The sequence below is a fragment of the uncultured Candidatus Kuenenia sp. genome (assembly GCF_900696675.1).
Lineage (GTDB): Bacteria > Planctomycetota > Brocadiia > Brocadiales > Brocadiaceae > Kuenenia > Kuenenia stuttgartiensis_A.
In genome coordinates, this window is sequence record NZ_CAADGZ010000081.1 from 1 (window position 1) to 14,990 (window position 14,990).

The following is a 14,990-nucleotide window of genomic DNA, read 5'->3' on the forward strand; positions in this document are numbered from 1 at the left end:
GGAAACAAAACCTTCTACCTTTAATGAATTCAAAAAAGCAATCAATTCCCTGCTTGAATTCTCATCAACAAACGCTTTATCAAAGAACGAAAAACTCTCACAAGAATATTTTAAAATTAAATCCGCTCGATTTAAGAAAAAAATCGCCGCTTAATTTTTAACAAAGTAATGTTATTACTTCACAACACAATAAGTTGATAGCCTTTTCCCGCCAATTTTTCAATACTCGGATGGCCATTATATTCCGATAGGAGGGGGCATTGTCGGGTCTGGAGCTCTTCCTTTACCCCAAAAGCATGAGCGCAAAAATCACATACAATCTCATGAATTCCCGTCTTTTTTATAGCATTATACATTGGTAAGAGTTTGCTTTGTGAATCAGGATTTGACACCTCTTCTGCCCACACCGTTCCTGCACCGTCGAAAATCAAAACTACCTCATAGCCCTTCCCTTTTAATTCTGTGGCATATAGTAAAGCATGCGTAGCACGAGCCATTCCTTCGTGAGTCTCTTTACCTGCTTGAAGAATGATAGCAAATTTCTTGTTTTGTATATTTGCCTTTAATGCATAATATCCGACAAATATAATAGCTATAGTGAATAATAAGATAATGAAAAGTGTCCTCTTCATGCTAACGCTCCCTTATTTTCAACAAATTGCAACGGACAGGCATCCATAAGTATTATTTCTTCCTTTGTAACACTTTAGATATTTGGAAATTGATGCAGATATTATCGCTCAACATGGGTGGCCGGATAAACTCTGTTTGTCCATGTGGGGTGTAGAGACGCAAGATTTTGCGTCTCTACACTAAACCTATTTGCGCGCGATCACGGACAAGCACAGCTTGTCCGTGCCACCCAAAACTAAACTGCAACATATTTTCAAAAAGTTAAATCTTCAGAAGGTAATGACCGACCAGACTATGGCGTTCGTAAGAAAGCAAATAAACATGGATTACATTCGGATTATTAATATCTCTGTGAAGAACCGGCCCGTCGATAGCCACCTCGTGGTGATTAATCCATGTGTCATTTGAATCCAGAAGTACACTGAAATAAGGGCTCTTATCGGGTGGATTCCGTTCCAGGTCTTGATAGCTTAAGAAGAAAGGCGGAACCCCGATTCCCATGGGCATGTATAACCCCTGTGGGTAATGTTCAACAGGAAGCTGAGGAAGTTGGTTCAGCTTGAATCCGCTGACAAAAAATCTATTCTCTTCGCCAGTTTTGGAATCTTTAAAAACCAGCTCTATTTCCTGTAAGACTTCTTCCGATGCTGGTGATTGAATGTCCCTTAGTATCGCTTTTTTGAACTCTGCAATCCTCCAATACTCATTCTTCCAGGGTTTTTCAAAATAGTACCTGCCTGGCGGGGCAAAGGTCGCAAATTCAACCGAACTACCACAAAAATCCTTCCAGGTGATAACGTTCTGCACATTTGTAGTTCTGAGCTTTCTTACCTGTTCACCCGATGCAAAAATACGCTCTTGTGCCAGGAATTCAGCCTGTACCTCTCTCTCATTTAAAACTTTTCTGAGGGCTTTTAAATTGATAGAGGCGCCAGCAGGGTCTACCCAATGTTCCAATCTTCGCCAGTGCTCCCAATACGACAGGCCGGTGATTTCCTCAAATACAGCTTTATAGTGTCCAAGGGGGAACGTAAACCATCCTTGATAATATAAGGCCTTTTCCTCTTTTTCTTTCGTAAACAATAAAATTTCCCAAAGACCGGCATTTAAACAATTCTTAGCAATTGCGGCTGAATGCAAATTGCTTTTTTCAAATCCATCACCACCGGTAATTTCAATGTGTTTTGAATCTGGCTCAAAACTTACCTGCTGCCTGTTCCATTCCCTATCGGTCAGGGCAATAATCTCTAAATCTTTATCCTTTTTTGTCCATTCCGGCAGGCCTGTTACAAAAAGACCTGCGTCAATATCATTAAATACAACTTTTGCCGTATGATCATTTGTTGGTTCCAAAATCAGATCGAAATGGGTTTTATCTTTTTTCACAATTTTCAAATTCCTGTTTGAATACTGCGCATAATGAACACTGCGATTTGCAGGATCTTCGGGATATTCAAATTGAGAATATTCTTTGAGATGAATATCCATATTAACCGAGGTGGCATATTTCCTTTTAAACCAGATACCTCCTCCAGCCAGCACAATAAGGATTAAGACTATGGGCATAAAAATTATTATTGTTTTCTTTATCTTCATTTTTGCTTCCATAACACTCTTGATATAGCGCGTTATTCAGTACCTGGCGCTATAAAATAATTTGCATGGCGCTTTATTTTACGCCACTCCAGGCTTTTTATGATACTCAGAAATTCCTTAGAATTGACAAAACCGGCAATAGTTTTATCTTTGACCACAGTTCCGTCCTTATTAACAAACACGATAGTAGGCAAACCAACAACTCCATACAGGCTGCGCACCACGACGCATAAAAATCAATCATCGCTATCTTACTACTTGCTTTGGCCTGCCTGAGTCCTTCCTCCTCACTCATCACCCAATCGACTTATGAGTGGCTTTGGGCCATATCCACTCCCTGCTTTTTAATAAAGTATCTGTAAAATAATTTTGTTCTTACGCTTTTAATGACAAGCAATAATCATGATTTATTCCAACAAAATAAAAATTTTAGTAACACTTTAGATTTTTGGAAATTGATGCATCTATTATCGCTCAACATGGGTGGCACAGACAAGCTGTGTTTGTCCGTGCCACCCAAAACTAAACCGAAACATAATTTTCAAAAAGCTAAAGTCTTAGAAACAAACGCATATCAAAATTGCGGCCCTATTACTGAAGAGGCATATTATGGGCGATAGCCAGAAAATTAAATTATTGCGTGTCTGCAACTTGAACAAAAACCTTAATCACATTTTTCGCCTTCGTTAGAATGGGGCTAATATCCTGATAGTTTTCAAGACCTCCGATCTGATGGGTTAACAATTTCGACAGCCATCCAGGCCATTGCATTTCAGCCAGAGAAAAGTCTTTAACACCTAATTCAAAATACTCCCGATTTGCATTCACTGTACCAACAACAACCTTATTGCCCAGAACAAATCCCATGTTAATTTTATCAGATGGTATCTCAACTGATCTCCCGCCGCCTGTCACACTGGAAAGAACAAGAACACCATTCTTCCCCAGGATGTTCATCGCTTCAAATACAAGCGGTGAATAGCCCGTCGCTTCGAGAATGAGATCAAAAGGGCCATGATCTCCGAAAGATTCCGTTAAAGTAACATCCTGAAGACTATGATAGCATGCACCTATTTGATTCAAAAGCTGAGAGTTTAAGTAAGGTGGTTTGGTCCGTCCGAAAGCACAAACCTGCAATCCGCGAAGACGCAGCGCCAGAGTTGCCTGCAATCCGATAGTACCGGCACCGAGCACAGCGGCCCGCTTGGGACGCCACACCCTTAACCGTCGCTGGATTTCATACGCCTGAGCTATCCCCTTTTCGATCACACTGGTAGGTTCCAGAAGTACGCCTACCTCTTTTAACCCCGGTGGAACTTTAACGATATATTCCGGTTCATCCACATAATACTCAGTCATATACCCATGTCTCAGATTGATTCCCCGTTCATAATAGACATCGTCTGTAGTCATGTCGTACGTCCCGATTTTATCATATAGGGAAGTTCCAGGACGTCTGACCGTTGCCACAACATAATCACCGGCCTTCAGACCACTCACATGAGAGCCCACATCTTCGACAATGCCAAAAGACTCATGACCAATAATGAGAAAATCATCTCCGGGTGGCGCAGTACCATACTCTGCGGCATTAATTTCTTTATCTGTCCCGTCAACGCCCACTCTCAGCACCTTTACCAGAACACCTCTTCCATCAGGGACATCAGTCACCATTGGTTTGGGTATCTCCCGTATATGCAATGAATCTGGCCGACCCGGTACAACTGCAATGGCTTTCATTGAATCCCTCTGCCTTTCTTTTGATTCCTATAGAATCAAGGTTGTCCGACGTCCCTGGGTTGCAGCAGTTTTGCCACCAAACCGGTCCAGCCGGTTTGATGAGAAGCGCCAGCACCCCTTCCGGTATCGCCGTGAAAATACTCATGAAACAATAGGTAATTTCGAAAATGCGGGTCTTTTTGAATTTTTTCACTGTAGCCGAATACAGGGCGATTCCCATCCTTATTCTGCAAAAATATTCGGGTCAGGCGCCGCGACAGCTCATTGGCAACATCATTGATGGTCATAAAATTTCCTGACCCTGTCGGGCATTCAATCTTGAAATCGTCTCCATAATAGTGATGGAATTTTTGCAGTGACTCGATAATCAAATAATTCATGGGAAACCAAATGGGTCCCCGCCAGTTGGAATTGCCGCCAAACAAACCTGAGTCCGACTCAGCAGGCTGATAAGACACTGAAAATGTATTGTCATTAAAATGTAAGACAAAGGGGTGCTCCAGGTGATAACGGGATAATGCCCGAACCCCGTAATCAGACAAAAACTCACTTTCATCCAACATGCGCTTAAGCAGATGTTTCATCCGGTGTCCCCGCAGCAGCGAAAGCAGCCGCCGCTCGCCAACACCGGGTTCTGTCCAGCGGGAAATCAGACTTGCCAGGTCAGGCCGGTTTTCCAGAAACCAATCGAGCTGTTTTTTAAACTCCGGGACATGTTCAAGAAGGTGTGGCTCAAGGGTCTCAACAGCGAAAAGAGGAATTAATCCCACCATAGCGCGCACTTTCAACGGCATGACCTCACACTTGCTATGATTTGCTTTGGAGCAATGAAGAACATCATAAAAGAATTCATCCTCCTCATTCCACAAATCGATGCCCTTGTTACCAAGGTTTTTCATTGCGCCGGCGATATAGAGGAAGTGTTCGAAGAACTTGATTGCCAGATCCTGATAGATGGGATTATACGTTGACAATTCCAGGGCAATGCGCATGAGATTCAGGCAATACATAGCCATCCAACTCGTTCCATCAGCTTGCTCGATATGTCCACCGGTTGGCAATGCCGCACTTCGGTCAAAGACGCCAATATTGTCCAATCCCAGAAAACCCCCCTGGAACAGGTTATGACCATGCTCATCCTTTCTGTTGACCCACCAGGTAAAGTTGAGCAAAAGTTTATGGAAGACCCGTGACAGGAAATCAATGTCCCCTTTCCCCTTATTTCTTTTTTTATCAATTTTATAGACACGCCACGCTGCCCAGGCATGGACAGGGGGATTCACATCGCTAAAGGCCCATTCGTAGGCCGGCAATTGTCCGTTGGGATGCATGTACCATTCGCGGGTTAGTAGTAAAAGCTGCCCTTTGGCAAATTCCGGATCAACCATCACCAGTGACAGACAATGAAATGCCAGATCCCATGCGGCATACCAGGGGTATTCCCATGTATCAGGCATGGAAATAATGTCTGCGTTGTTAAGATAAACCCATTCATGATTGCGTCCATCCAACCGTTCTCGAGGCGGTGGGGGTTGTCCACTGTCTCCCGTTAACCATCTGCTCACATCAAAATAATAAAATTGTTTTGACCAGAGCATGCCGGCAAATGCCTGACGCTGCACATTCCTTACATCTTCCTCTTTGATTTCTGACTGCAGGTCAGCGTAGAATTCATCCGCTTCCCCAATGCTTTGCTGAAACATCTTGTTAAACTTTTTAAAGGGGCTGGATAAGGCATGGTCCGAGAATCTTAAACAAATACTTATTGCCTTACCTGATGAAATGGTGCGCTGGTAATGTGCCGCTCCTTTGGTACCTTTTTTTGCAGGATTTATGGACCTCTCATGCCCGCTTACGATATAATCATTAATGCCGTCCTTGAAAAAACCCTCCATAGATGACAACCCATACAACCGCCGGTAATTCGTCTCATTTTCACAGAACAACAGCTCCGGTGCTCCATCACAATAAAGCCACCTGCTGCCAAGATCTACGTGTTCTACACGGATGATTTCTTTATTTACCGCAAACAGTTCAGGTTTAAAGTCTGTTAGTCCCCATGACCAGGTATTTCGAAACCACAACTGCGGTATAATGGATACGGTCGCATCTTCCGGTCCCCGATTGTGAATAGTAAAACGAATCAGGATATCTTCCGGCGAAACTTTGGCGTACTCGATAAACACGTCAAAGTACCTATTTTCATCAAATATCCCGGTATCAATAAGTTCAAATTCCGGTTTATGTCTTCCGCGACGTCGATTTTCATTCACCAGCTCCGTATAGGGGAATTCTTTTTGCGGGTACTTATACAACATTTTCATATAAGAATGCACCGGGGTATTATCGAGGTAGTAATAATATTCTTTCACGTCTTCACCGTGATTCCCTTCGTTCCCTGTCAGGCCAAAAAAACGTTCTTTCAGGATTGTATCACGGCCGTTCCAGAGGGCAAGGGAAAGGCATATCGTTTGTCTGTCATCACAAAAACCGGCGATTCCCTCTTCTCCCCATCGAAATGCCTTACTCCGTGCGGCATCGTGGGAAACATATTCCCATGCGGTACCCTGAGGACTATAATCTTCCCTGACGGTTCCCCACTGGCGTTCCGTTACATATGGACCCCATTTCTTCCACGATTTTTCCCCGCTTTTATCTTCTTCAAGGCGCATTTTTTCTGAATTCATAATTTTCTCCTTTTTATTCGTTAATCATCGGGCGGCCGTTTTTTGGTGTCAGGTATTCCAGATATTCTATACCCGGTGCTGAATCAACATTGAGCCGTGTACTCAACAACCGTGCGTTGAATACATTAATTGAGATGTTACTCTGAGCAAGAATATAAAAGAATGCATCCCGGATTTTATTTTTGCCGGGAATTCTTCATAAAGTTACACTTCTTTGGTACTGCCGATTACCAGCGACGCCCCGTTGGTGAACAAAAACCTTGTGGTGGTATGTCAAGGGCGCTGTTGAATTTACTGGACATATTCTGAAACGCGATTAGCCCGGTAATCTCCACAACAGCTTCGTCATCAAAATGTTTTTTCAATGATTCAAATTGCTCATCAGTAACCTGACGATCAGTATAAGTTATTGCCTCTGCGTAATCTAAAACCGCCCTTTCAAGGTCATCAAAAAGCGTGCTTTCTCTCCACGTTGCCAGCTCTCTGACTTTTTCCATCGATCCACATCGCTTTGCTAAAGTGAACGAATTTATATCGACACAAAAATGACACCAATTAATTTGTGAAACCCGAACGGTCACTAAAGACCGCAACACCGGGGTTAAGGGAGAACGCCTTGTATCAAAAGCCCCATACAACAGAGCTACCGTTGCAAATAAACGGGGCACCCTTGCCCATATCAACCCTGGATTGAGTACCTGCCCGTATTTCCTTTTTTGATTCCAAAAAAAAGGTTTCAAGTACCATGGATACTTTTTTATTGCTTTTACCGCTATTCTCACGTTACATACCTCTCTAAGCCTAAGATCAATTTTTGCTTTGTTATTTTTTGATGCGTAATATTATGGACTACCGTTCATAAAGAACTTCTCATAAAGTGACACTTCTTCGGTACTGCCGATTACCAGTAGTGCCCGTTGGTGAATAGATTCAGCCTTAATATCAGGAATCCGTCGCGTGCCGGTGCTGGAGAGGCCTACGGCCTGTTCTACAAGAAATGCAAGTGGTGCACATTCATACAACAGGCGCAGCTTCCAGCCTTCGTGCCCTGCATCTTCAGGGTAGAAATAAACTCCACCTTCCAGCAAAACACTATGTAGGTCAACGACCAGCGCACCGGCATACCGGAGTGAGCAGCACTATTCCCTGCAGTGTTCCCGGTCGGTCAGGTACTCAACAAACTTTTGAACGTTCGGAGTCCATTGAGAAAAACGGGCCAAATTGGCACTACACGTCACTCCCCCGCGAAGGGGGTTGTTTTTAATCAAGTAACCTTAACTTAATGACATTTTTACGCAACCCCCGGCATGCAAACATACAACAACCTCCCATAGCAGGTAAACACGGTTTTCCCCATTGATTTTTCAGTCTTCGATAGCAGTTTTGGCCTTGACGGGAAGATCATCCGGGAGGGTATAGGGCCTGGAGGTTGACCCTTGCGCTATGCGCCTTTTATACCTCTCGTATCCAATGCATTTAACAATTTCCCGAAGGCATCGGCAAAGAGGCGTAGCCCCTCCCGGAGTAAATTGTCGGTGCATTCTTTCATTGAAATGTCTAACTGCTCAAGTGTCTTCATCGTGTCGTATGCGGCTACAATATTTTCTTCAAGACTCGCACGGGGACGTCCATGATCCCGGAAGGCTTCAATTGTAGATAATGGCATGGTGTTTACCGTATCTGGCCCGATGAGTTCCTCGACATACGTCACGTCCCGGTACTTCGGATTCTTGGTACTTGTGCTAGCCCACAGAACACGCTGCGTTTGTGCCCCTTTTTCGGCAAGTTTCTGCCAGCGATCACCACGGAAAATCTCTTTATATCGCTGATAGGTAAGCCTGGCGTTGGCAATGGCTACTTTCCCCATGATTCCTTGCAACAATGCCTGTTCGTTTGCATGCGCAGACGTTTTAACTCTGGCCTCAATGATGGAGTCTAAAAGTGTATCTATGCGGCTAACAAAGAAGCTGGCCACACTGGCGATTGTTCTCACATCACCGCCGCGGGATGCTAACTTTTCCAATCCATTGATATAAGCCTGCGTTACGTGTTCATAAGTTTCCCGGGAAAAGAGCAGCGTCACATTGACATTGATCCCTTCGCTGATAAGCTGTTCGATAGCCGGAATACCTTCTGATGTGGCAGGTACCTTGACCATTACATTCTGCCGGCCAACGGCCTTCCAGAGCCGCCTGGCCTCAACAATAGTACCCTGCGTCTCATTGGCCAGAAATGGTGAGACCTCCAGGCAGACATAGCCGTCTCGTTTGCCAGTCTTCTCATAGACAGGCATCAGTACATCAGCAGCATCCTGAATGTCGCGTATCGCCAGATACTCGTAGATTGCCATAGCGTCCATATCTTTTTTTTGTTGCAGGGTATCCAGCATATCCGCATAATCAGCGCTCCCAGTGATTGCCTTCTCGAAGATTGCCGGATTGGAGGTAACTCCCCCCAACCCGTATTCTTCCACAAAACGGCGTAACTCTCCGGTCGTGATGAGACCACGCTGAATGTAGTCCAACCAGACACTTTGACCATATTCTTTCAACATTAACAGGGGATTCATTTCTTTTTTTCCTCCGGATTTGTTTGTTGTTGACTGTAAAGTTTCTCCTTGGACTGTATCTTTTCCAGTCTTTGACGATATATTCCTTCAATTCAAAACCTGATATTTTATCCCGCCTTATTCCTGTTCATTCAAACCCCAATCGTAGTCGAGGTATTTTATCGTTACTTTATTATTTCGAATAAATGCTGCATCTTCCGGATTTAAATATCCTGCAATGTACTCTTCCAATTTTTCATCCTTTTGAATAAAATCCCCTTCATACCATTTGAAGATATTAGTCTTGATTTACAATTTTCAATTGACACGCATCAGTAGGCATTGTTTCTTCTTTCTGACATCAACAATCCGGACAAGTAATTACAGATTGTAAAATTATTTTTTTCCTAAGCTTCATTTTATTGTTCCAAATTTTTTATGACTTTAAGAAATTCCCTGGGATTGACAAAACCGGTAATAGTTTTATCCCTGAGTACATTTCCATCCCTGCCTACAAATACGATGGTGGGCAAGCCAACAATCCCATACTTATACCAAAGTTGTTTAATCTTTGGATCGTTACTATTGGTACAATCAATCTTAATATTCACAAATCTCTTTGATACCCTGATAACTTCCGGATCAGTATAAGTGAGTTTTTCAAACTCCATACAGGCTGCACACCACGACGCCCAGAAATCAATCATTGCCGCCTTACCCTCGTCCCTTGCCTGTTTAAGTCCTTCTTCCTCACTCAATACCCAATCGATCTTCTCCTGGGTAACTACGGGCTGGCCAGGAGTTGAGGCCGCGAACGGCGGCAAAATAAATCCACTAATCATGAGATGTCCCACAAGAAAGTACGCTCCAAAGATAAAGGCTATAAGTCCGAAGGATCTCTTGGCCCGTTGAAAATTAGTACTTTCATGAGTCAGCCGGTCAAAACCGCCGGAAAATACCGCAGTAACAATCAAGAATACACTCAGGATGATGATGAAGGCGCTTCCCGGGATGATAAAACTCAGGTAATAGAGTGCGGCTCCGATTAAAAGGAGACCGAAGATTCTCTCCACCGTTTCCATCCAGCCTCCCGATTTCGGGAGGGCCCTTATAGCGCCTGAAAAGGTGCCCAACACAATCAAAAGCACGCCCAATCCCCAGGCAAATACAAACAACATCCAGAACCCCATGAATTTATTACCCGTGCTGGCAATGTAAACAAGCAAACTTGCCAGGGCCGGGCCGATACATGGCGAAGCAACAATCCCGGAAACCAACCCCATAATAAAAACGCCAATAATACCCTTTCCGGTTTTTGTTCCAAGCCGATCTGAGATAAAAGATGGCACCCGCAGGTAATATACCCCAAACATGCTCATGGCAAGCGCGACAAAAACTGCCACCACAAACCCTATGACCCAGGGACTTTGCAGAGCAGTACCAAACAATGCCCCGGTAGAAGCCGCTGCCACCCCCATAGCCGAGTATACAATGGATATGCCCAGGACATAAATCAGTGAAAGGAAAAATGCCCTTAAAGGGCTTCTGGCCGTAGCCTGGCCTCCGGCAGCTTGTCCGCCAATTACGGCAACGGTAATGGGTATCATAGGATACACGCACGGAGTAAAACTCAGACCCACACCTGCCAGGAAAATAATAATTAGTGAAACAAAAATTCCACGGCTCTCGATAGTCTTTTGGATACCAGTGGCCTCCGCTTTTTCCACAGGTTTTGAAACGGCCGGGATTTTTTCTTCCTGTATTTTAGAAACGCCCGATTTTGCTAACTCCACCTGTACCGGAAGTGTAAATTCATCCATCGTTGGGGCAAAGCAGACTTTATCGGAACATCCCTGATAATGTACCTTGAGTTGCACATTATACGAACCGGCCGGTAAATCCTTTGATACCTGAAGGAATGACTTTACCAGTACTTCTCCTACGTAGTCTTCTACTTCTTTCTCAAAAAATTGATCGTATCGGATTTCCCCTGGAGGAAGTTCTGTGGAAACCACCGCGAATCTAGTGTTATCTCCGCTTTCTATCTTAACCTGATCCTTGTAAATATGGTGGTTTGGGGCAATTGTGAAGTTAACTGCAACAGGGATAAGCTCACCCGCTGGAACATGTTCTTTTAAAAGTGTCGCGCCTGATTTAAACGGAGAGGTTTCTCCGAAGGCTATAAGGGGAAATATGATTAAAACAAAGACAATAGCAGAGCATCTTTTTATGAGGGGAACTGTTTTCATGGTATATTCATCCTTGTTATAGTCTATAAACGTTAATAAATAGCTGCGGTATTATCGTAAATAGTGTTCGTAAATGTACCGCAACTCCGCCGGTAATGATGATGCCTATAATAATAGGGAGAATAATAATGGTAGTAAGGACTGTGGTAGTAGGGAGAGTAATGGTGCTCCGGATAATAGGGTCCTTGATCGGAAGGCCTATCATATTTTTGAGCATTACCACACCCAACCAGAAATAGAGCAATAACGAAAAATAACGCAGGATTTATTTTCATTCGAATTCCCCCGGCGGGTTTGCAACCAATGTTATTTCTGCCAAAGTGCGGAATCCTAAGATACCTTATTTCGTTCGGATGACAGATTGTAGTTAAACGGTATAATAGAAAATTCCAAGTCCCTTAGTATCCACCATCGCCATCGCCACCATTGCCGTCATCGCTCGTTTCTTTTTTCAATTGAATGTCGGCCACCTCGTTTTCACCTTCTGCAAGTTCAAATTTCTTTTTTGCATTCTTAAAGCCTTGCTTCTTAGCCTTCAGGGTATAATTGCCAGCGCTTAAATCTGAAAATACATATTTACCGTCGTTATCAGTGGTGGTTTTGTCTTTAAAATTCAGTTCCTTGCTTTTCAAAGAAACTTTTGCACGTTTAATTGGTTTGCCGGATTTTTTAGCTGTTATGGTACCGGAAGCACTACCTTTCAGTGTCGGTGTAGGCACTAACGTAGGGGTAGGTGTTTGGGCTTTTACCGTGTTGTACGAAAATCCATATCCACTGGCCATTATAAAGCATAAAGATAACGCAATGTTTTTAAACATGTTGCTCTCCTATAAAAAATCCCTTCGGATAAGATACAATCAAAATGATCTAACACCCCCGGATTGCAGCAGTTTGCCACCAAACCGGTCTATCCGGTTTTATGAAAAATGGGCAGAAACAACTTCATTGTGCCTAAAGACAGGTATTACTGTCTTTCTATAGACATTAATGACAAATAAAAACCATAATTTATTCCCATAAAGTAAAAAATCCACCCGCCATGATTTTTAAAATTGTTAGCGTAACAACACCGCCCGAATCACCTTCTTCATCCAGGGTTTCAATGACTGTTTCGCTGCCTCAAGGGAGGCTGATTTGAGGATTTCCGACTCGGTAGGATATGAGAATATCATATTCATGAAAATGCCGGCGGTCAGTTTCTGCTTGATGGCGATTGTTATAGCAGGGATCATTTCCCCTGCCTTTTCACCGACAAGCGTAGCGCCAATGATGCGCCCTTTTTTGCCCAGGTTCAGCTTTAAAAAGCCTACACGGTCATCTTCTGCCTTTGCCCGGTCTATCGCACTCAGGTCTACCTTCAGCGAACTTTTATATGTACCAGCCTTACTTGCCATGGGTTCCGTATATCCCACATGGGCCACCTCAGGTTTTGTATAGGTAGTCCATGGAACTGCTGAATAATCTACTTTAGCGCACAGTTTGAATATTATATTGCGAATGATAATCCCAGCCTGATAACCGGCCATGTGAGTGAACTGATAATGACCTGTTACATCTCCGCAGGCATAGATATTTTTTACGGAGGTCTTCTGTTTTTTGTCAGTGACGATATATCCTTTTTCGTCTACTCTGACCCCAACCTTATCAAGTCCCAGATTCTTCGTTGCCGGTAATCGTCCGGTAGCTACCAGTAGCTGATCCCCGGTAATAATACGCCCCTTGCCTTCATGTTCTATTTCGACAGATATTACATCGCTATCCTGCCTGACCTCCCGGTATGCAATCCCCAAAAGAAGCTCTATGCCGTCATCTTTCAGTTGTTTCTCCATAAGAGGCCCTACTTCGGGGTCATCTTTTTTGAATAAGCCCGGACTGCGGTTAATGATCGTTACCTGAGAACCCAGATGGCGAAATCCCTGACCTAGTTCAATACCGATAGGCCCGCTGCCTAATACGATTAAATGTCCTGGAAGTTCTTTTAGATGAAAAATGGTACGATTTGTTTGATAATTGACTTCATTTAAACCGTGGATTGGCGGGACGGCTGGTTCGGAACCCGTGGCAATGACAATATATTTGCCCGTTATTGTTTCATTCCCGATTTTTACCGTGTGTCTATCCTGAAGCTCACCGAAGCCTAAGATAACATCTACTCCAAGTCCTTCGTAACGCTCTCTGGAATCGTGTGGTTCTATCTCACGGATTACCTTGTTAACCCTGTCCATGACTGTGGTAATATCCACCTTCTTCAAATCTGCAGTTAAGCCGTACATTGATGCATCCCGAATTGCCTTGGCTATATGGGCGCTCTTTAAAAATGTCTTACTGGGTACACAACCGGCATTCAGGCAATCGCCTCCCATTTTTTCCGCTTCGATTAATGCTACTCTGGCGCCCAGGCTTGCCGCTCCGGAGGCAACGACCAATCCACCGCTCCCTGCGCCGATAACAATAATGTGATAATCATATCTCATTTTTTTGCTCCCTTTAACTTTTTGTAAATACCTGGTATTAAAGCAAAGCACCCCAGGAGGGTGAAAGCGCCTATCAACCGGGGAGAGGCGATATCCTTTACAGAATGGATGGTTGCAAGCTGACCGCCTGCCAGGGTATAAACAAAAGTGCCGGGATACATGCCGATGAAACTTACCAAGGCAAATGTCCGTAATGGTACGCGGGTGAGTCCCATGACGATATTAATCAGGAAAAAGGGGAAAAGCGGAACCAGCCTTAAAAACAGGAGATAGCTCCAGGCATTTTTTGCAATACCTTCGTTAAATTTTTTCAGATTACGTTCATATTTTTTTTCCAGGGTATTTCTTAAGATAAACCGGGCAACGAGAAACGCCAAAGAAGCGCCAATTGTTGCGGATACAATTACAATACCAGAACCAGGAAGGGGGCCGAAAATGAACCCCCCTGTTAATGTAAGAATGGTCGCTCCTGGCAAGGAAATGGCGGCTGAAATGATATAAATCAACATAAATGCGCCCGTAAAGGCTACCCGATGCTCGTGGTAAAGGGTATTCAACGCCTCTCTGTTTGTCTGCAAGGCTTCCAATGAAAGATACTTATTGAAGCCCAGCATATAGAACACGACGAACAAGCCAACAATCGCGGCGATAATGAAAAATTTTGTATATTTCATGCCTGGTCTCCTGTTGAAGAGTTGTTTTGGGAAGTATTACCACCTCACATAAAAAATGAAGATTTCCATGCAATCTGTTTAAAAACGCTCGTTCCCAAGCTCTGGCTTGGGAACGCAAGTGCATTGGAAGCTCCCGCTTCCCTTTCGTAATAATTATTTGGTCCAAACTTTGTAAGTGGTTAAAGGGATTAGCATCCCCCCCTTGCCCCATAAGCGCTAACTTGTTTTATTGACAAATTTTATTCATCATGGTATTTTTATGTTAATTATCCCGCTAATCACTCTATAGGAGGATAAAGCCATGATGAGAGAAGATTGGGATCTTCTAAGAACTTTCTTCCCAAACGATTGGAAAAGTTTAGCCGTTGATACAAATGCTTTAAAAGGCT

12 protein-coding genes are annotated in these 14,990 nt (G+C 43.7%); all 12 read right to left on the minus strand.

Translation table 11 applies throughout. The annotated features are described in order from the left end of the window. Positions 1 to 179: 179 nt before the first annotated feature. On the minus strand, positions 180 to 632 hold the full coding sequence (locus tag QZT26_RS11905) for a DsrE family protein (protein WP_295102377.1): 453 nt from the start codon (positions 630 to 632) through the stop codon (positions 180 to 182). A 262-nt stretch (positions 633 to 894) separates the two neighbouring features. Then, positions 895 to 2,229 carry a hypothetical protein gene (locus tag QZT26_RS11910; protein WP_295102380.1) on the minus strand — a complete coding sequence of 445 codons (1,335 nt, stop codon included), beginning with the start codon at positions 2,227 to 2,229 and terminating at the stop codon, positions 895 to 897. Positions 2,230 to 2,261: 32 nt separating this feature from the next. Then, complete coding sequence (locus tag QZT26_RS11915) at positions 2,262 to 2,423, minus strand: hypothetical protein (protein WP_157820595.1); 162 nt, start codon at positions 2,421 to 2,423, stop codon at positions 2,262 to 2,264. Between the two features lie 439 nt (positions 2,424 to 2,862). After that, positions 2,863 to 3,969, minus strand: coding sequence for a glucose 1-dehydrogenase (locus tag QZT26_RS11920; protein WP_295102382.1), 1,107 nt, complete (start codon positions 3,967 to 3,969; stop codon positions 2,863 to 2,865). Between the two features lie 35 nt (positions 3,970 to 4,004). Next, positions 4,005 to 6,656 carry a hypothetical protein gene (locus QZT26_RS11925; protein ID WP_295102385.1) on the minus strand — a complete coding sequence of 884 codons (2,652 nt, stop codon included), beginning with the start codon at positions 6,654 to 6,656 and terminating at the stop codon, positions 4,005 to 4,007. Positions 6,657 to 6,883: 227 nt separating this feature from the next. Next, on the minus strand, positions 6,884 to 7,438 hold the full coding sequence (locus QZT26_RS11930) for a carboxymuconolactone decarboxylase family protein (RefSeq protein WP_320409742.1): 555 nt from the start codon (positions 7,436 to 7,438) through the stop codon (positions 6,884 to 6,886). A gap of 659 nt (positions 7,439 to 8,097) precedes the next feature. Further along, a complete protein-coding gene (gene tal / locus QZT26_RS11935; protein WP_099325709.1) occupies positions 8,098 to 9,225 on the minus strand; it encodes a transaldolase in 1,128 nt (375 codons plus the stop codon). Between the two features lie 398 nt (positions 9,226 to 9,623). Continuing rightward, positions 9,624 to 11,453, minus strand: a complete 1,830-nt coding sequence (dsbD, locus tag QZT26_RS11940) for a protein-disulfide reductase DsbD (protein ID WP_164995501.1) — start codon at positions 11,451 to 11,453, stop codon at positions 9,624 to 9,626. Between the two features lie 16 nt (positions 11,454 to 11,469). Then, a complete protein-coding gene (locus QZT26_RS11945; protein ID WP_164995500.1) occupies positions 11,470 to 11,670 on the minus strand; it encodes a hypothetical protein in 201 nt (66 codons plus the stop codon). A 181-nt stretch (positions 11,671 to 11,851) separates the two neighbouring features. Continuing rightward, the gene (locus tag QZT26_RS11950; protein WP_164995499.1) at positions 11,852 to 12,271 is read right to left on the minus strand and encodes a carboxypeptidase-like regulatory domain-containing protein; all 420 of its coding nucleotides are present in this window, start codon (positions 12,269 to 12,271) and stop codon (positions 11,852 to 11,854) included. 237 nt (positions 12,272 to 12,508) lie between these two features. Beyond that, complete coding sequence (locus QZT26_RS11955; protein ID WP_164995498.1) at positions 12,509 to 13,927, minus strand: FAD-dependent oxidoreductase; 1,419 nt, start codon at positions 13,925 to 13,927, stop codon at positions 12,509 to 12,511. Then, a complete protein-coding gene (locus QZT26_RS11960; protein WP_295102390.1) occupies positions 13,924 to 14,601 on the minus strand; it encodes a TVP38/TMEM64 family protein in 678 nt (225 codons plus the stop codon). The genes QZT26_RS11955 and QZT26_RS11960 overlap by 4 nt, the downstream gene beginning before the upstream one ends. Positions 14,602 to 14,990 lie beyond the last annotated feature (389 nt).